At 69.8% G+C, this 17,823-nt stretch carries 16 protein-coding genes; 3 read left to right on the top strand and 13 right to left on the bottom strand.

The window, feature by feature from the left end:
• Positions 1-7 precede the first annotated feature (7 nt).
• The gene (locus KTR66_RS11980; RefSeq protein WP_249732059.1) at positions 8-1,090 is read right to left on the bottom strand and encodes a DegT/DnrJ/EryC1/StrS aminotransferase family protein; all 1,083 of its coding nucleotides are present in this window, start codon (positions 1,088-1,090) and stop codon (positions 8-10) included.
• A 261-nt stretch (positions 1,091-1,351) separates the two neighbouring features.
• A complete protein-coding gene (secB, locus tag KTR66_RS11975; RefSeq protein WP_213612835.1) occupies positions 1,352-1,846 on the bottom strand; it encodes a protein-export chaperone SecB in 495 nt (164 codons plus the stop codon).
• A gap of 108 nt (positions 1,847-1,954) precedes the next feature.
• Here secB and KTR66_RS11970 point away from each other — a divergent pair, with 108 nt between their 5' ends.
• The gene (locus KTR66_RS11970; RefSeq protein ID WP_213612834.1) at positions 1,955-2,548 is read left to right on the top strand and encodes a DUF2889 domain-containing protein; all 594 of its coding nucleotides are present in this window, start codon (positions 1,955-1,957) and stop codon (positions 2,546-2,548) included.
• Between the two features lie 189 nt (positions 2,549-2,737).
• On the opposite strand, the gene KTR66_RS11965 is transcribed toward KTR66_RS11970, so the two are convergent.
• From KTR66_RS11965 to KTR66_RS11925, 9 genes are all read right to left on the bottom strand, one after another.
• The gene (locus KTR66_RS11965; protein ID WP_213612833.1) at positions 2,738-5,881 is read right to left on the bottom strand and encodes an efflux RND transporter permease subunit; all 3,144 of its coding nucleotides are present in this window, start codon (positions 5,879-5,881) and stop codon (positions 2,738-2,740) included.
• Positions 5,882-5,887: 6 nt separating this feature from the next.
• Positions 5,888-7,060, bottom strand: a complete 1,173-nt coding sequence (locus tag KTR66_RS11960) for an efflux RND transporter periplasmic adaptor subunit (RefSeq protein ID WP_213612832.1) — start codon at positions 7,058-7,060, stop codon at positions 5,888-5,890.
• A gap of 227 nt (positions 7,061-7,287) precedes the next feature.
• Positions 7,288-9,087, bottom strand: coding sequence for a polysaccharide biosynthesis/export family protein (locus KTR66_RS11955; protein WP_249732058.1), 1,800 nt, complete (start codon positions 9,085-9,087; stop codon positions 7,288-7,290).
• The gene (locus KTR66_RS11950) at positions 9,077-10,345 is read right to left on the bottom strand and encodes a capsule biosynthesis protein (RefSeq protein ID WP_213612831.1); all 1,269 of its coding nucleotides are present in this window, start codon (positions 10,343-10,345) and stop codon (positions 9,077-9,079) included. Before KTR66_RS11950 ends, KTR66_RS11955 begins: the two co-directional genes overlap by 11 nt.
• A 40-nt stretch (positions 10,346-10,385) precedes the next feature.
• Positions 10,386-11,033 carry an ABC transporter ATP-binding protein gene (locus tag KTR66_RS11945; RefSeq protein ID WP_213612830.1) on the bottom strand — a complete coding sequence of 216 codons (648 nt, stop codon included), beginning with the start codon at positions 11,031-11,033 and terminating at the stop codon, positions 10,386-10,388.
• Positions 11,034-11,040: 7 nt separating this feature from the next.
• Positions 11,041-11,844 carry an ABC transporter permease gene (locus KTR66_RS11940; RefSeq protein WP_213612829.1) on the bottom strand — a complete coding sequence of 268 codons (804 nt, stop codon included), beginning with the start codon at positions 11,842-11,844 and terminating at the stop codon, positions 11,041-11,043.
• Between the two features lie 8 nt (positions 11,845-11,852).
• The gene (locus KTR66_RS11935; protein ID WP_213612828.1) at positions 11,853-12,191 is read right to left on the bottom strand and encodes a DVU3141 family protein; all 339 of its coding nucleotides are present in this window, start codon (positions 12,189-12,191) and stop codon (positions 11,853-11,855) included.
• Between the two features lie 236 nt (positions 12,192-12,427).
• Positions 12,428-13,774 carry a tetratricopeptide repeat protein gene (locus KTR66_RS11930; RefSeq protein WP_213612827.1) on the bottom strand — a complete coding sequence of 449 codons (1,347 nt, stop codon included), beginning with the start codon at positions 13,772-13,774 and terminating at the stop codon, positions 12,428-12,430.
• A gap of 3 nt (positions 13,775-13,777) precedes the next feature.
• Complete coding sequence (locus tag KTR66_RS11925; protein ID WP_213612826.1) at positions 13,778-14,905, bottom strand: CaiB/BaiF CoA-transferase family protein; 1,128 nt, start codon at positions 14,903-14,905, stop codon at positions 13,778-13,780.
• A gap of 60 nt (positions 14,906-14,965) precedes the next feature.
• Between KTR66_RS11925 and KTR66_RS11920 the strand changes: the two genes are divergently transcribed.
• Together KTR66_RS11920 and KTR66_RS11915 are read left to right on the top strand one after the other, a co-directional pair.
• Positions 14,966-15,904: a tripartite tricarboxylate transporter substrate binding protein gene (locus KTR66_RS11920; RefSeq protein WP_213612825.1), complete on the top strand. Its 939-nt coding sequence runs from the start codon at positions 14,966-14,968 to the stop codon at positions 15,902-15,904.
• Position 15,905: 1 nt separating this feature from the next.
• Positions 15,906-16,886 carry an NADPH:quinone oxidoreductase family protein gene (locus tag KTR66_RS11915; protein ID WP_249732074.1) on the top strand — a complete coding sequence of 327 codons (981 nt, stop codon included), beginning with the start codon at positions 15,906-15,908 and terminating at the stop codon, positions 16,884-16,886.
• 141 nt (positions 16,887-17,027) lie between these two features.
• Here KTR66_RS11915 and KTR66_RS25080 read toward each other — a convergent pair whose 3' ends face one another.
• Both KTR66_RS25080 and mobA read right to left on the bottom strand, forming a co-directional pair.
• Positions 17,028-17,153 (bottom strand): hypothetical protein, encoded by a 126-nt coding sequence (locus tag KTR66_RS25080; protein WP_256437564.1) that lies wholly within the window; start codon positions 17,151-17,153, stop codon positions 17,028-17,030.
• A gap of 32 nt (positions 17,154-17,185) precedes the next feature.
• The gene (gene mobA / locus KTR66_RS11910; RefSeq protein ID WP_213612823.1) at positions 17,186-17,791 is read right to left on the bottom strand and encodes a molybdenum cofactor guanylyltransferase MobA; all 606 of its coding nucleotides are present in this window, start codon (positions 17,789-17,791) and stop codon (positions 17,186-17,188) included.
• Positions 17,792-17,823 lie beyond the last annotated feature (32 nt).

Raw genomic sequence — 17,823 nt, 5'->3', positions numbered from 1 at the left:
CGCCGCGTCACCCGCGATGCAGGGCCTGGATGACGGCGATGACGCGCGCCTGGTCGGCCGGGGTCATCCCGCTGCCCGAGGGCAGGCAGAGCCCCTGCTCGAACAGTGCCGCCGCCACGCCGCCGCCCACCACGGGCGCATCGCGGAAGGCGGGCTGGAGGTGCAGCGGCTTCCAGACCGGGCGGCTCTCGATCCCTTCCTCGGCCAGGGCCCGGCGCAGCGCCTCGCGATCCGTGCCGAAGGCGCGCGGCTCTACCAGCATGGCGGTGAGCCAGCGTGAGGATTGCGCCCAGGCGGGCTCCGGCATGAAGGAAAGCCCCGGCAGATGGGCCAGCGCCTTGGCATAGCGCGCGAAGATGGCGCGCCGCGTCGTCACCCGCTCGGCCAGGCTCGGCAATTGGGCGCGGCCGACGGCGGCGAGCAGCGAGCTCATGGCATAGTTGAACCCGGTCGTCTCGTGCTGGTAGTGCACGGCTGGCTCTTTCGCCTGGGTGGCCAGCGCCCTCGCCTGGGCGATCAGCCCCGCTTCGGCCGAGAGGAGCGCGCCGCCACCGCCCGCGGTCACGATCTTGTTGCCGTTGAAGCTGAGCGCGACCAGCCGCGCGCCATGGCCCGCTGGGCGGCCATGCTGCATGGCGCCGAGCGCGCAGGCGCTGTCCGACAGGATGGGCACGCCCCAGGCGTCACAGGCCTCGCGGATGGCGGCCATGTCGGCGGGCTGGCCGTAGAGATCGGCCGGGACCACGCAGCGCGGCAGGCGGCCGCGCCGGGCGGCCACGGCCAACTCCTCCCGCAACAGATACGGATCGAGCGTCCAGGAGGTGGGGTCCACGTCGAGGAAACGGGGCGTGGCGCCCATCTGCACCGCCGGCGCCACGGTGGCGACGAATGTGAGGCTTGGCGCCCAGACCTCGTCGCCCGGCTCCACGCCGAGCAGGCGATAGCCCAGATGCAGGGCGGCCGTGCCGGAACTGGTCGCCAGCGCATGCGGCAGGCGCGCGGCTTCCGCGATCTCCGCCTCGAAACCCAGGAGCTCGGGCCCCGCCGGGGCCAGCCAGCCGGATTCCAGGGAGAGCCGCAGGCGGTCCAATTCACCACCCGCCAGATGGGGCGGGGAGAGTGGGAGCAGCGTTTGAGACGCCCCGGGAGATTGCCGGATGGCGCTGTCGGGCAAGGCAAGGCGGACGGAGGCCATTCGGCTAACCCTTGGTAACCGTTGGCCAAAATTAGAGCGAGCAGATGGGTGGAAATGCAAGTCCTGCGTGTATTTCTCGCTGATATTTATAATTTCGCGCGCAGATCAAAAATGAAAAAATGCAAGGGCGGGGGGCATTCCCGCCCTTGCGGGGCGTCACGCCGTGCCGACGGGCTGGGCGCGGCGGCTCTGCCAGAGCTGCACGAAGTCGATCGGGTTCAGCATCACGGGCGGGAAGCCACCCTCGCGCGTCACATCGGCCAGGATGTTGCGGGCGAAGGGGAAGAGCAGGCGCGGGCATTCCACCAGCAGGACCGGCTCCAGATGCTCCTGCGGCACGTTCAGCGTGAAGATTCCGCAATAGGTCAGCTCGGCGATGAAGCAGGCCGTGTCGTTCGCCTTGGCGTCGGCGCGGATCATCAGCGAGACCTCGAAAACGTTCTCGCCCTCCTGGATCGGGCGGGCCTGCACGTCGAGTGCCAGGTCCACCCGCGGCTGCTCGCGCAGCGTCGCGTAGATGCCGGGCGCGCCGGGCACCTCGAAGGAAAGGTCCTTGGTGAACTGGATGTTCAGGACGATCGGCATCTGCTCCTGGCCGGAGCTGCCATTGGCGGGGTTCCCGTTGGCGGGGTTCTGGGGCTGGTCGGACATGGGATCGCCTTCGATCAATAGGGATGGGGGGCGCTACCACGGGCGGCGCGGAGCCGCCAGCCATGTCGCGCCCTTTGCGGCGGCGCACCAAAAGCCTATCTCTGAGGGATGCCGCTCTCCGCCCCCGCCCCCCGCAAGCTCGAACACCTGCGCGACATCCAGTTGCGCGGCTATGTGCGCGAGGATGGGCTGGTGGACATCGAGGCGCATCTCACCGACACCAAGACCTACGGCTTCCCCTCCGAGCATCGCGGCCAGGTGGGCCCCGGCGATCCCATCCACGGCATGTGGGTGCGGATGACGATCAATGAGGACATGCTGATCATCGCCTGCGAGGCCGCCTCGGACCACACGCCCTTCGCCGTCTGCACCGGGGCGACGCCCGCCTTCGCCAAGCTCGCGGGGCTGACCATCGGGCCGGGCTTCAACCGCGCGGTGAATGAGCGCGTGGGGGGCGTGCTGGGCTGCACCCATCTGCGCGAGGTGCTGGCGCAGATGGGCACCGTGGCCTTCCAGACCATGTGGCCGCTGCGCAACCGCCGCCAGGCGGCGCAGCGCAAGGCGGAAGCCGCCGGCGCGCCGCGCAAGCGCCCCGCCCTGCTCGGCACCTGCCACGCCTATGCGCCGGACAGTCCGGTGGTGCGCAAGAAGTGGCCCGAGTGGAGCGACCTCGCGGAGAAGCGGGAAGAGAGTCAGATTTAGGTTACGCCCTCAGGCGCCGGGCGCGCGCTCCGCGCGCTTGGCTTCGCCGCGCGGCTGTCGTGCTGGGCCAAGAGGTCGGTTGGGCGGCGCCGGCCGCTGTGCGGCCGGATTCTGTGAGTAGTGCTCGGGTGCCTGGTTCGGCACCGCGTCTGGCGGCGAGGTGGGGCGCGTCCTCCGCGCCCCCGCCCCTCAATGCGCCTTCGCCGGCTCACCCTCGCGCTTGCCAAGCATGCCCTTCACCCGCTCACGCAGCGATTGGAACACCACGTAGAGCATCGGGATCATGAAGATGCCGATGACCGAGGCCGCGAGCATGCCGCCGAAGACCGGCAGGCCCACCGCCTGGCGTGACAGGGCCGCGGCACCCGTCGCCGTGATCAGCGGAACCAGGCCCAGGATGAAGGCGAAGCTCGTCATCATCACCGCGCGGAACCGCATCCGGGAGCCGAGCACCGCGGCCTCCTGGATCGAGAGGCCTTTCTCGCGCTGCTCCTTCGCGAATTCGATGATCAGGATGCCGTTCTTCGCCGCCAGCGCGATCAGCACGACGAGGCCGATCTGCGCATAGACGTTGAGCGGCAGCCCCGCGATGACCAGCGCTGCGAAGGAGCCGAGGCCGCCCACCGCCACCGAGAGCAGCACCGGCACCGGGATCGTCCAGCTCTCATACAGCGCCACGAGGAAGAGATAGGCGAAGAGCAAAGCCAGCGCGATCAGCACGCCGGTCTGGCCGGAGGCCTGGCGTTCCTGGAAGGCGGTGCCGGTCCAGTCGAAGCTGTAGCCCGAGGGCAGCACGCGGGCCGAGAGTTCCTCCATCGCCATCATGGCATCGCCCGAGGAGACGCCCGGCCTTCCCTGGCCGTTCAGCGTCAGGCTGCGGACGTTGTTGTAGCGCTGGATGGTCTGTGGCCCGAGGATGACGCGCACATCGGCAAAGGCGCGCAGCGGCACCATCTGCCCGCGCGAATTGCGCACCTGCAGGCGCCAGATGTCCGGGATGTCGTCGCGATCCGCGGCCACGGCCTGGATGTTCACCTGCCAGGTGCGGCCGAAGAGGTTGAAGTCGTTCACGTAGAAACCGCCGAGCGAGGCCTGCAGCGTGGTGAAGATGTCGCTGATGCGCACGCCCAGCGCCTGCGCCTTGTCACGGTCCACATCGAGGTAGAGCGAGGGCGTCGTGGGCGAGAAGGTGGAGAAGACGGCCGCGAGCCGCGGATCCTGGTTGGCCGCGATCATCATCCCCATCATGGCGCCGCCGAGCTCGACCGGGTCGCGCCCCTCATAATCCATCAGCTGGTATTCGAAGCCGCCGCCGGTGCCGAGGCCCAGGATGGGCGGCACGTTGAAGGCGAAGACATTGGCGACGCGGAAGCCCGCCGCGAAGCCGAAGACCGAGCGGATGCCGGTGAAGACGCTCGCCTCCACCGTCTTGCGGTCCTCGAAGGGCTTCATGCGCGCGACGAGAAAGGCCGAGTTGGACTGCGCGCCGCCATCGATGAAGGAGAAGCCGATGATGGAGAGGATGTTCTCGATCGCCGGATTCTGCCGCAGGAAATTCTCCACCTGGATCGTTGCCTCGCGCGTGCGCGCGACGGAGGAACCCTGCGGCAGCTGGAGCTGGACGAAGAAGGCGCCCTGGTCCTCGTTCGGCAGGAAGCCCTGCGGCGTGCGGCTGCCGAGCGACATGATGCCCCAGGCGAAGACGCCGGTGAGCAGGATGGAGAGGAAGGCGACGCGCACCAGCCGCCCCACGATCCAGGCATAGCCGTCCCGCACCTTGTCGATGGCGCGGAGCACATACTTGATGGGGCCCCGCTTCGCCCCCTCATGCCGCAGCACGATGGCACAGAGCGCGGGCGAGAGCGTCAGCGCATTGATCGCGGAGATGATCATGGCGACGCTGATGGTCACCGCGAACTGCTTGAACAGCACGCCCGAGACGCCGGGAATCAGGCCGATCGGCACGAAGACCGAAAGCAGCACGAGCGTGATGGCGATGATCGGCGCCGTGATCTCGCCCATCGCCTTGTTGGTGGCCTCCGCCGGGGTGAGGTCCGGCTCCTCCTCCATCACGCGCTCGACATTCTCGACGACGACGATGGCGTCATCCACCACGATGCCGATGGCGAGCACCATGGCGAGCAGCGAGATGGTGTTGGCCGAATAGCCGATGGCATAGAGCACGGCGAAGGTGCCGATGAGGCTGACGGGCACCGCGATGGTCGGGATGATCGTGGCGCGCAGCGAGCCCAGGAACAGATAGACCACGATGACGACGAGGATGAAGGCCTCGATGAGCGTCTTGATCACCTCATACATCGTGTCGGTCACGAAGGTTGACGTGTCGTAGATGACGGTGCTGCGCATCCCCTCGGGGAAGCGCTGGCCCATGGTGGCCAGTGTGCGGCTGACAAGCTGCGCCACCTGCACGGCATTGGCCCCGGGCGAGAGATAGACGCCCATGGTGACGGTGGATTGCCCGTTGAGCCGGGCCTCCACATCCATGCTGGCAGCACCGAGTTCGACCTGCGCCACGTCCCGCACGCGCAGCGTCGAGCCGTCCTGGTTGGCGCGGATGACGATGGCGCCGAATTCCTCGGGCGTGATCAGCCGGCCCTGGGTCTGGATGTTGAACTGGAACTGCTGGTCCTCGCCGATCGGACGAGCACCGATGCGGCCCGCCGCCGCCTGGATGTTCTGCGCCTGGATGGCGGCGATGATCTCGGAGGGCGAGACGTTGAGGTTGTTCAGCCGGTCCACCTCGAACCAGACGCGCATCGAGTAGTCCTGCGCGCCGAACATCTGCACGTCCCCCACGCCGGGGAGGCGGCGCAGCGTGTCCAGCATGTTGATGGTCACGTAGTTCGAGAGGAAGAGCGGCGGATGCTCGGGATTGGTCGAGGAGACGCCGATGAACTGCAGAACGGCCGAGGATTGCTTGCGCACCGTGACGCCGGCGCGCTGCACCTCCTGTGGCAGCCGCGCCAGGATGCCCTGCACACGGTTGTTCACGTTCACCGTGTTGATGTCGGGGTTCGTGCCGAGCGCGAAGGTGACCGAGAGCGAATAGCTGCCGTCGCTGCCCGAGTTGGAGCGCATGTAGAGCATGCGGTCCGCGCCGTTCACGGCGCTTTCGATGGGCTGGGCGACCGTCGCCTCCACCACGCCGGCCGAGGCGCCGGGGTAGCGCGCCGTGACCTGCACCACCGGGGGCACGATGTCCGGGAACTGCGCGACCGGGATGTTGAACATCGAAAGCGCGCCGGCCAGCGTCATCACGATCGAGATGACGATGGCGAAGCGCGGGCGGCGGACGAAGATGGCGGAGAACATGCGCCGTCAGCCCGGCCGGCCCGCGGGGGGCGGGGCGCCGGGGCGCACGCCCGCGGGGGCGGCGTTCACCGGCTGGCCGGGGCGGACGCGCTGGATGCCTTCGGTGATGACGCGGTTGCCGGCCTCGACGCCGCTTTCGATCACGGCCGTCTCGGCCGTGCTGCGGCCGAGCGTCACGTTGCGGCGTTGGGCGCGGCCCTCGCCATCCACGATGAAGACGAAGAAACCGGCCTGGTCCTGCGCGATGGCCGAGCGCGGGATGGTGACGGCCATGACCGGCTGCGCGCCCTCCAGCAGGACGGTCACGAACTGCCCGTCCACCAATTGCCGTGCGCCGATGTCGTTCTGCTGCATGCCCGCGCGGATCGGGTTGGGGATGCTCGCGCGGACCAGGATGGAATCCGTGTCGCGGCTGACCTGCGTGTCGATGAAGTCGATGCGGCCGGGCAGCGGGTAGATGGTGCCGTCCGACTGGCGGATGCGCACCACGACGGCCGCCGCGCCGCCGCGGCCCTCATAGCGCTCCCGCAGCTCAAGCGCGGTGCGCTGGGCGATGGTGAAGGCCACGCGCATCGGGTCCTGGCTGACGATGGTGGCCAGCGGCTCGCTGGAGGGGGAGACGACATTGCCGGGCGTGTAGGTGGAGCGCCCGATGGCGCCTGCGAAGGGCGCGGTGATGTTGGTGTAGGCCAGGTTGATCTCCGCCACGCGCACCGCCGCCTGGGCGCCGAGCAGCGTGGCGGCGGAGGTGCGCTCCTGCGCCTGGGCGTTGTCGAGCGCCACCTGCGTGCCGGTGCCGGTGGTGCGCAGTTCGCGCGCGCGGGCGAGCGAGGTGCGCGCATTGGCGAGCTGCGCCTCGGCCGAGGCGACATTGGCCTGCGCCTGTTCCACCTGTGCCTCGAAGGGCGCGCGCTCGATGCGGAAGAGGAGCTTGCCCTCCTCGACCTCGGTGCCCTCGCGGAAGAGGCGCTCCTCCAGGAAGCCGGTGATGCGGGCCCGCAGCTCGACGCGGTTGATCGCCTCGATGCGGCCGATGAACTCGGTACTTTCGGTGACCGGCTGGCGCTGTGCCTCGACCACGCCCACGGCGGGAGGAGGGCCGCCGGGTCCCATCTGCGCCTGGGCGGGCTGGGCCAGGGAGGCCGCCGCCAGGAACACCGACGCAACGAAAAACCGCATGCAGAGAAATCCCTATGGCAACGGGCCGGGAGGGCCCGCCGCGAAGCTTCCCTCATCTGCAACCCAAGGGGTGGGGCAGGTCAACCCAAAATTGTGCAACGCCGCAATGCGGGCCCATGCGCGCGATCAGGCGCCGGGCGGCGCCTCGCCCCGCACTGGTTGGCAGGGGCTCGGTTACGCGGCAGCGGGGGGTGCCCGCTGCCGCGGCCGGGCCGCGGCCTGTTACTCTAATTCACAGGCACGAAGACGCGCGCCGCCAGGGCCGCCTGGAACAGGACCTGCATGATGTCCTGCGCCACCTGGAGGTTGCGCGGATCGATGCGGGGCAGGGCGATCACCTCGTCGCCCGGACGTGGCGGCTCCCGCGGGTCGAGGATCACCTCGCCCGAGGCGCGGCGGATCATGATGCTGCTCATGTTCCCGCGCGCCGTCAGGCCGCCCGCCTCGCGGATCAGATCGGGCACCGTGATGCCGGGGCGCCAGAGCACCGCGCGGGTGACCCCGACCTCACCCGTGACGAGCACCGTCTCGCGTCGCTCGGGGATCACGATGATGTCGTTGTCTTCGAGGCGGATGCTGTTGCAGCGCCCGCCGCTGAAGACGACGATGCGCCCCTCCGGCACCACGCGCCGCGCGCGCTGCAGGTAGGCGGAGATCTGCTGCGCCTCGGCCGAGCGGATATTGGCTACGCCCTGGGTGGGCGAGACGGCGAGGAAGAGCGCGCGCTCCAGCCGGTCGGCGGCCTCGGACAGGGCGCGGGCCTGCTGGGCGGCGACGCTGGCGCGCAGGATGTAGATGCTGCCGGTGTCGGCCAGCGTCGGGTTGACCTCGATGTAGTCGAGCGCGTTGCAGAGCTGCGCGTCGCGATCCATCACCAGAACCGAGGGGCCGACGCGGCTGCCCTCGACGGTGACGCGGACGGTCTGCATCGGGCGATCGGTGATGAAGGTCACCACATCCTGGTCGCCCAGGCGCTGGGAGGCGAACTCGCTCAGTGTGCTGTAGCGCGAGAAGGGCCGGCCGTCGCGCGTGCCCTGGATGATGGCGTTGGTGGCGCTCGGCAGCGGGCGGGCGTAGTCGATCAGCTCGCGCCCCGTCATGACCGTGCCGGGCACCTCGAAGAGGAAGTTGTTGCGCACGCCGCCCGTGGCGCCCACCAGGGCGCGCTGCCGGCCGACGACGATCGTGTCGCCCTCCTGCAGGCGCAGCGGCGGCAGGCGGCCGTCGAGCAGGAAGCGGTAGAGGTCCACGCTGGCCGCCTGGCGGCCGCCGCGCAGGATCGAGATCTCGCGGAAGCTGCCGCGCGAGGGGTCCACGCCGCCGGCGCGCACCAGGAAGTCGATGACGGAATCCGCCGCGCTGCCGGCGAAGCGGCCGGGCGTGCGGACGAAGCCGGTGACGAAGACGCCGATGCGCTGGGCCGAGAGCACGGTCGCATAGACCTGGACCTGCTGCGTGTAGAGGCGGCGGAGTTCCTGCTCCACGCGGGCCTGGATGTCACCCGAGCGCGTGCCGGCGAGCGGGATGGGGCCGACATTGGGCAGGAAGAAATTGCCCGCCGGGTCGATCATGCCGCTCTGGTCCGCGTCCACCGCGCCCCAGACGCGGACGGAGACGCGGTCGCCCGGCGTCAGGACGTAGTTCGGGTTCGGCGCCTCCGAGGAGGCGGCGGCGGATTGCATGAAGAGTGCCGCGCCGAAGACGGCGGTCGGCCGGCCGGCGGCGCGGCCGAGTTCGCCCAGCGGCAGCGCGGCCAGGGCGCCGGCCTCGGCCTCCGTCGTGCTGCCCAGGCGGTTGGTGCCCGGATCGCCCGGCGCGCCGGAGAGGGCATTGCCGGCTGTGCCCGCCGTCCCGGCGGGAGCGCCCATCGGCGCGCCGCCCCCGCCCGGATTGGTGATGGCGGCCGCCGCGGCGGCGAGGCCGGGCGGCATGCCCCCGGTGAAGGTGCCCTGGGCCTGGCCCCCGGCCGGGATCAGACCGGCGAGACCGGCGGCGACGACGAGGGGGCGAAGAAAGTCAGCGCGCATGTTCTCTCATTCCGGTCACGATCAGCCATGTCATGCCGTAGAGGACGGTCAGGCTGAGGAAGACATAGAGACTGGCCCAGTAGGGCAGGGGGAAAAGCGACCGCTCGGCGAGGTTGGGGTCCACCACGCGCGAGAGGAAGATGGTCTGCCGGGCGGCGTCCGAATTGGCACGGTCCAGCACCAGCACATTCGCCTCGAGCTGGCTTTGCGCCAGGGTGACCTCGGCGCTCAGCCGCGCGAAGGTCTCCATCTGCTCGGTGACGCCGGTATTGGCGGAGGCGATGCGCGTCCGTTCCTCGGCCACCTGCGCCTCGAGGCCGCGGATCCGGTTCTCGAGGACCAGGATCTGCGGGCTGCCGGGGCGTGCGAAGGCCTGCAGCGCCTGGAGATCGCTGCGCGCGCGGGCGATGTCGCTCTGCAGGCTGTTGATGGTGGCGACGGCGGCGGTGGCGGTGGCGGTCGGGTCCACCTCCCGCTCCTGCTGGCGGAACATGGTCAGCGCCACGCGCGCATCGGTCAGCCGCGTCTCGGCCCGGCGCAATTCCGAGCGGGCGATGCGCAGCGCCTCCTCCCGGATGTTGTTGTTCATCTCATTCACGAGTTCCTGGCTCAGCTCCAGGAGCCGGTTGGACAGGGCCAGACTGTCGGCCGGGCGGAAGGTCCAGACGCGCAGGTCGGAGATGCCGGTCGTCGGATCCACCGTCACGGTCACCTGCCATCGGTAGAACCAGCGCAGGCGTTCCGCCGTGGGGTGGGCCCACCACAGGCGGAACAGCGGGTCAGCCTCTGGCCGGCGGAAGATCTCGACGAGGTCGAGCTTCTCACGCGTCTTGCGCACGGCGTCGTGCGAAAGGAGGAAATCCCGCACGGCGGCGACGTTCTCGGGCGAGGGAAGGAAGCCGGCCGAGCCCAGCATCTCGCTGCCCACGGAACTGGACGTCGCGGCGCGCGGCATCTGCGCGCGCACCAGGAAACGGGATTCGCTCACATACTGGGGCGCGGCCACGAAGAAGAGATAGAAGGCGGCGATGAGGCTGGGCAGGACGACCCACATGGTGAAGGGGTGTTCGCGCATCCAGCCCCGCCAGCCGCCGCGCCCGCCGAGGCTCGGCACCGCGCCGAGCGTGCGGCCGGAGAGCCGTTCCGCGAGGCTCGCCGTCTGGCCGGCGCGGGCCGTGGGCGCGCGCGCTGGAAGCGTGCGCGTCGTCTTCGCCCGCAGGGCGCTGGCACCGCCCGAGGTCCGGACCGGAGCGGCCATCGCCGGCGCAGCCGCCGGACGAGGTGCCGCCGGGCCAGCGCTAGAGCTGCTCGTATTCGGCGAAAGCCTGGTCCAGATCTTCATGAAAACTCAGCCTCCCTTCGTGGAGGATCGCGGCGTGGGAACAGAGCTGCCGCACCGTATTCGTCTGGTGCGAGACAAGAATCAAGGCGCTGCGGCCGCGCCGGGCCAGCAGGGCCTGGCGGCATCGCTCGGCGAAGCGGGCGTCACCGGCGGCGATCACCTCGTCGATCAGGTAGCAGTCGAAATCCACGGCCATGGAGAGCGCGAAGATGAGGCGCGCCTTCATGCCGTCCGAATAGGTCTTGACCGGCTTGCGGAACTCTTCGCCGATCTCGGAGAATTCCTGGACGAAGCTTTCCACCCACCCGACCGGGCGGTCATAGAGCCGCGCGATGAAGCGGGCGTTGTCGGCGCCCGTCAACGCGCCGTGCACTGCCGCGTCGTAGCCCATGGGCCAGGAGACGCTCATGCGGCGGCGTACCTTGCCGCGCGTCGGATGCTCGACGCCGGCCAGGATCTTCATCAGCGTGCTCTTGCCCGCGCCGTTGCGGCCCAGGATGCCCACGGCGTCGCCCGGCAGGAAGGTGGCGTCGATGCCTGACAGCACCTCCCGCGTGATGCCGTTCTTCTTGAAGCTCTTGTACACGCCCTCCAGCTGCAGCATCGCGCCCTCAATGCTCCATATGCGGCTTCGCCGCCTTCAGCGCGCAGAGCCCCAGGAAATTCACGATCACGATCCAGAAGGCGACGTAGGTGAGGTCGTAGGTATAGGGCACGCGGGGGCCGAACTGGCCTTCGCGCGTGAACTCCATGATGTGGATGAGGGGCGACCAGAGCAGGACCTCCTGCATCGGGCCGGGCAGCCACCATACCATGTAGAACATGCCGGAAAACGGGATCGAGAGGTAGGTGAACGGATGCACCACGCGGTCCACGATCTGCGAGTTGAGGCTCGTCGCGGCGAGGAAGAGCAGCCCGGTGCCGTGCGCGAGCAGCGTCATCAGGGCGACGCCGACCATCATCTGCAGGGGGTCGGTGGGCCAATCGCCCAAGGCGACGCCGATGATGATCAGGAAGATCCCGATGCAGATGGCCACGGCGGCGCCGTCCAGCAGGCTGCGGGCCCACATCACCGCCTCGATCGTCACGCGGGAGTGATAGAGGAGCTGATAATTGGCGGCGATGCCGTGCGGCGAGCGACCGACGAGCGTGCGGAAGAGATAGAAGAGGATATAGCCGATCAGGAAGAAGCTGAACTTGTTCAGATCCCCGGGCATGGCCGCGCTGCCGCGGACCGCCAGTTGCCAGAGGCCGACGCCGACGCCCAGCATGGCCGGCTCCATGAACAGCCAGACATAGCCCAGGTTCTCGCGGCCGAAGCGCGTGTGCAGTTCGCGGATCATCAGCGCCTGCAGGACGCGCATGCGTGCGCGGAAGCTCTCGAGTAGGCCCGGATCCCTGCCCGCGAGGTCCATGGAAGGGGCTACCTGAGGCTGCCGCGCAGCAGCGGGGTGGAGGAGACGTACTGGCCCGCGCTGTTGCGGCAGGCCACCGCCACGCGCTCGGCACCGCCGGAGCCCAGGATGATCTCGCGGCATTCGCGTCCGCTGGCGGCGTTGTAGGAGCGCACGAGGCGGGCGCGCTCACCGTTCACGAAGCCCACGCCGCCGGGGGTGGCGGTTTCGGCGAAGTCGCCCAGGGGATCAGGGCCGCGCGGCGCCTCGACGACGGGCGGGGGGGGCGCACTGGAGGCGATCGGCGTGAAATCGGGCCATTGCATGCCGCAGCCGGGCAGGAGCGCCAGGGCGAAAACACGGAACATCCATCTCGTGTGCAGCAAAGGCTACAGACCTTTCGTCATGGTGAGGGGGCGCCTTTCAACCTGCGAAGGGGCGATCTTCGACGATCTGGCCACCCCGCCTGGCTCACCCCTTGAGTCAGGGCCGCTATATACTCGGCCCCTTCCCGATTGACACCGCAAAAAGATTTTCCTGTCAAATCATTGAATCAGGACAAGGGGTTGAGCGTGTTGGTTGCCGCTGAAGGCGTGGCGCGGGGTCAGCCCCGCCAGCCCACCGCCGCCGAGCGATATCCCACCCGGCGATCGGGGGGCGTCGGCCAGCGGCCGGTGACGCGCTCCAGCAGCAGCTCGGCATCGGCCTGCAGCCCGGCCGCGACCGCGCAATCGAGGAAAAGCTGCTCCAGCACGTCCTGCTGGGCGTGACTGCCGCCCAGCTCATGCATCCCGCCGAGCGCCGGGCGCATCACGGCGACCGCCGCCGCAGGCATCCCCCGCGCGCGCAGCAGCACCGCCTCGCAGCAGGGGAGTGCGGCCTCGCGCACCACGCGCGGGTTTTCGCCCGTGTTGCTGGCCGCGTAGTCCCGCATGGCGGCCAGCATGCGGTCCGCCGCCTCGAAGCGGCCGGCGGCGCAGAGCGCCATCATCCAGTGCGGCAGGGTGAAGGCCGAGAGGCAGTCGCCGATGCGGGCCTCGGCCTTCTCGGCCAGTTCCTCCCAGCGGTTGCCCACATCCACGCCCTGGCGCTCCAGGCGGAAGAGCATGGAGGCGGCGTTCTGGCAGTCGATGTAGAGGTCGGGCTGCATCTGCGTGACCGGGCTCTCCAGGTTGCGGAAGCCGGTGTCGTAGAGGTGCAGCACCTCGGCATGCTCGCCGCGCTCCAGGTGGAACATGGCCTGGTGCCAGTCGATGTGATGCATCAGGTTGTTGCCGCCCTCGAAATGCGGGCGCAGGCCGGTGATCCAGGCGATGCCCTCGGCCCGGCGGCCCTGCATCTCCAGCACATGGGCGACCGCATGGGCGGCCCAGAGATCGGCCGGGTCGCGGCGGATGGCCTCGCGCCCCGCATGCTCGGCGATGAGCAGGTTGCCGGCCTCCTCATTGGCGAAGGCGCGGCAGGCCAGCACGGAGCCATAGCCCGGCACCTCGCCATCCCAATGCGGCAGGATGCCCTCCACCGCGTTCCACATGGCGGGCGCCTTGCCCATCCAGAAGGCGGCGAAGTGGTGGAAGCGGAAGGCCAGGATGTCGCGCGGGTGCTCGGCGATGATGCGCTCCCAGATGGCGATGGCGCGGTCCTGCCCGCCCTCGGCCCAGGCGTCGAGCGCGGCCAGGTGCATCTGCTCGCGCGCATTGCCGCCGAGCTTGCGGGCCTGGTCGAGCGCGGATTTCGCGGCCGGCACATGGGCGGCCTTGTAGGCCAGCATGGCGAAGCCGGCCTTCATCATGACGGGCAGCGGCGCCTCGGGATCGAGCTGCAGCACGGCCTTGAGGCGCAGCGGCGTGTCCAGGCGGTACTTCAGAAAGCCCTCCACCATGTGGTCGAAGGCGTGGGCGGCCTCGGCGGAGGCGAAGGTGGCGCGGTTGCCCTGGGCGTCATGGGCCATGGTTCAGATCCCCCATTCGGAAAGCAGCGCCTCGGTGTCCTCGCCCAGCGCGGGGGCGGTCTCCTCCCAGGCGCCGAAGCCCGGGATGGCCGGGAAGGGAAGCGCGCCCAGCTCCGGCTGCTGCAGAACGGGCGCGGCGCCCACGGCCTGGACATGCGGATCGGCCAGGAATTCGAGCGGCGTGTTCACCCGGTCACAGAGCAGGCGCGCAGCTTGCAGCAGCGCGACCCATTCGGCGGCGTCACGCGTCATGAACTCGTCGCGCAGGATGGAGATCAGCGCGGGCTTGTTGGCGAAGCGCGTCTTGAAATCGGTGAAGCGCGGGTCTTCCAACAGGTCCTCGCGCTTGATGGTGCGGCAGAGATTCACCCATTCCTCCTCGCGCACCAGGGCGAACATGATCCAGGCGCCATCCTTGGTGGGATAGCTGCCGGCGGGCGTGTTCAGCTCGCCCGGCAGGCGGCCGAGCAGGCCGGATTCCGAGATGGGCAGCACGAGCAGCGAGGCCGCGGTCTGCATCAGCGAGACATCGAGGTGGCGGCGGCGGCCCGGGCGGCCCGCGGCGGCATCCTGCGCGCGTTCGGCGAGTGCCGCCTGGCAGGCGGCGAAGGCGGAAATGCCGGTGACGACATCCACCACCAGCGTGCCGGTCTTGTGCGGCACGCCATCCGCGCCGGTGTTCACCGCGACGAGGCCGGAGAAGGCCTGGGCGATGCCATCGGTGCAGGGCCGTTCGCGATAGGGGCCGGATTGGCCGAAGCCGGAGACGGAGACGCAGACGGCATCTTCCTTCGCCGCTTCGGGGCCGAGGCCGATGCGGGCGGCAACGCCGGGGCGGAAGGCCTCGATCAGGATATCGGCGCGGGCGGCGAGCTTTTTCACGCGCGCCTGGCCTTCTTCCGTGGCCAGGTCCAGCACCAGGCTGCGCTTGCCGCGGTTGAAGGCGGTGTGCATGACGCTGTGGCTGCCGGCGCGGGAGGTGAGGCCGCGGGACCAATCGCCCTTGGGCGGCTCCAGCTTGATGACGGTGGCGCCGGCCTGGGCCAGCAGCATGCCGCAATAGGGGCCGGCAATGCCCTGCGCGGCGTCCAGCACGACCAGGCCTTCATAGGGCTTCAAGGGTTGGGACATGGCGTTCCTCTGTGTTGCGCCTATCATCCCCCAAAATCCACGACTGGAAAGGGAGGGCGGATGAACGCGACGAGACGGGCCATGCTGGCCATGCCGATGCTGGGCTGCGCGGGGCTGGCACAGGCGCAGGAGCGGCCGACACGCTTCATCGTCCCCTATCCGCCCGGCGGGCCGACCGACCTTGTGGGGCGTGTGGCGTCCGCGGGGATGCAGCCCTCGCTGGTGGAGAACCGGCCGGGGGCGGGGGGTGCCATCGGCGCGGGGGAGGTCTCGCGCGCCGCGACCGATGGAACGATGCTGCTGGTGAATGCGTCCGCGCATGTCATCGTGCCGCATCTCCAGCGCAACATGCCCTATGACGCGCTGACCGACTTCACGCCGATCAGCGAAATCGTGAAGGTGCCGCTGGTCCTGGTGGTGAATGAGGCGGTGCCGGCGCGGAATGTGGCTGAGCTGATCGCGCTCGCGCGGGCGCAGCCGGGGCGGCTCTCCTATGCCTCCTCCTCCATCGGCGGTGCGCCGCATCTGGCGGGCGAGCTGTTCAAGCTGATGACGCGGACGGACATGGTGCATGTGCCCTATCGCGGCTCCGGCCCTGCCTTGCAGGACCTGCTGGGCGGCACGGTGCAGGTGATGTTCGACAGCCTCGCCTCCTCGGCCGGGCATGTGCGGTCGGGGCGGCTGCGGGCGCTGGCGGTGACGACCTCGGCGCGGCTGCCGGCGCAGCCTGATCTGCCGACGGTGGCCGAGACGGTGCCGGGCTATGAGATGACGACCTGGTACGGGATGTGGGGGCCGCCGCGCATGGCGCCCGCGCTGGCCAATCGCATCCAGGAAAGCGTGGCGCGGATGGCGGCGACGCCCGAGGCGCAGGCGCGCTTCGCCTCGATGGGGGCGGAGCCGGTGGCGAGCACGCCCTCCGCCTTTGCGGAATTCACGCGCGCGGAGTTCGAACGCTTCGGAAGGCTGATCCGCGAGGCGGACATCAAGGGTGAGTGAGATGATGCGGGCACTGGTGTGCGAATCCTGGCGCGATTTCGACGCGCTGGAGGTGAAGGAGGTGCCTCGCCCGCCGATGCGGCCCGGCGCGGTGCGGATCAAGATCGCGGCGGCGGGCGTCTCCTTCGCGGTGCAGCTCGTGGTCGCGGGGAAGTATCAGCGCAAGCCGCCCCTGCCCTTCGCGCCGGGGACGGAGGTGGTGGGCACCGTGCTGGAAGGGCCGCTGCCGGTGGGGACGCGGGTCTTCGCGGCGCTGGACTGGGGCGGCTTCGCGGAGGAGGCGGTGGTGGACGCCGTCCACGTCGTGCCCATCCCGGACGGACTGCCGCTGGAACCGGCCGTGGCTTTCCCGATCAGCTACCCGACCGCGGCCTCGGCCCTGATGTGGCGCGGGCGGGTGCAGGCAGGCGACTGGGTGCTGGTGCATGGCGCGGCCGGCGGCGTGGGGCTGGCGGGGGTCGAGATCCTGAAGGCGCTGGGGGCGAAGGTCATTGCGCGGGCGGGGGCGGCGAAGCATGCGATGCTGCAGGCGCGCGGCGCCGATCTGGTGCTGGAGAGCGATGCGCCCTTCCGCGAGGCGGTGCGGGACGTGACCGGCGGCGCGGGGGTGGCCTGCGTGCTGGACACGCTGGGCGGCGATGTCTTCGATGAATCCCTGCGGTGTCTCGCCGATGGCGGCACGCTGGTGACGGTGGGCTATGCGGCGGGGCGCATCCCGAGCGTGCCGGCCAATATCCTGCTGCTGAAGAACATCGCGGTGGCCGGGCTGAACTGGGGCACCTATCTCGGCTGGTCGCCGGGGGATGGGCGCGAGGGCCATGCACCGCGCGTGCGGGCGCTGTGGGATCAGCTCATGGTCTGGTGGGCGGCAGGGAAGCTGCGGCCGGAGGTGCATGCGGGCTTCCCGCTCGCGCAGTTCCGCGAGGCGATGGCGGAAGTGCGCGGACGGCGGGCGGTGGGGCGGGTGGTGCTGCGGCCCTGAGGGGCCGCATCAGGAAAAAACTACGGCCCGTAGGGCCGAGGGCGCGAATGCGCCCCGCGGCTTATGCCGCGAAGCCTAGGACCGCGGACGCGGCCCGCCGGCGCTTGAGGGGCACGAAGGCCACGCCTTCGTGCCGTCCCATCAAAGACGGACGCCGGAAGTGGCGAAGCGCTCGTCCACCGTTTCCTGCACGCGCGTGTCCAGCACGAAGGCGGCGGCAAGGGACAGGATGGTGGCGGCGAGGATGCCGGTGATGACGGATTTCATGTTCTTTTCTCCCGGAAAAGGCGGATCATCCGTTACGGCGAAACGCCCCGGTTGAGCAAGAGCTTCTCGGCTTCGGCCAGTTCCTCGGGAGTATTGGCGTTGAAGAAGGGATCGAAGGGGGTGGTGGGCCATTCGGCGGTGGCGACGCCGTGGCGGGCGGTCCAGCGGTCGATCTTGCGTTCGCCTTCCGCCACGGCCTGGCGCAAAGCGGGGGCGAGGTCGCGCGGCCAGAGGGCGATGGGCGGATGCGTGTAGCCGCCCGAGGCGGCGCAGGCCATGGGCGTGCCGGCGGCCTCGCGCGCCGCGTGGAGGCGGGCGACGAGGTCGTTTGGCAGGAAGGGGGAATCGCCGGGGACGGTGACGATCCAGGGGAGCGGCGAGGCTTCCATGGCGGCGAGGATGCCGGCGAGGGGGCCCGGGTGGTCGGGCAGGGTGTCGGGCAGGACGGGCAGGCCATGGGCCGCGAAGCGCGTGGGGTCGCCATTGGCGTTGAGTGCCAGGGCGGCGCATTGGGGCGCGAGGCGGGCGATGACGTGATCAAGCATTGGCTTGCCTGCGAGGGGCCGAAGCGGCTTGTCGCCGCCGCCCATTCGGCGCGCGAGGCCGCCAGCCAGGATGACGCCATAGGTATCGTGCATCAGGCGCTTGTGTTGGCCTTGGGCGCGCCCGT

This window comes from Roseococcus sp. SDR (assembly GCF_019083995.1).
Lineage (GTDB): Bacteria > Pseudomonadota > Alphaproteobacteria > Acetobacterales > Acetobacteraceae > Roseococcus.
This window is presented reverse-complemented; position numbering and strand designations above follow the sequence as displayed.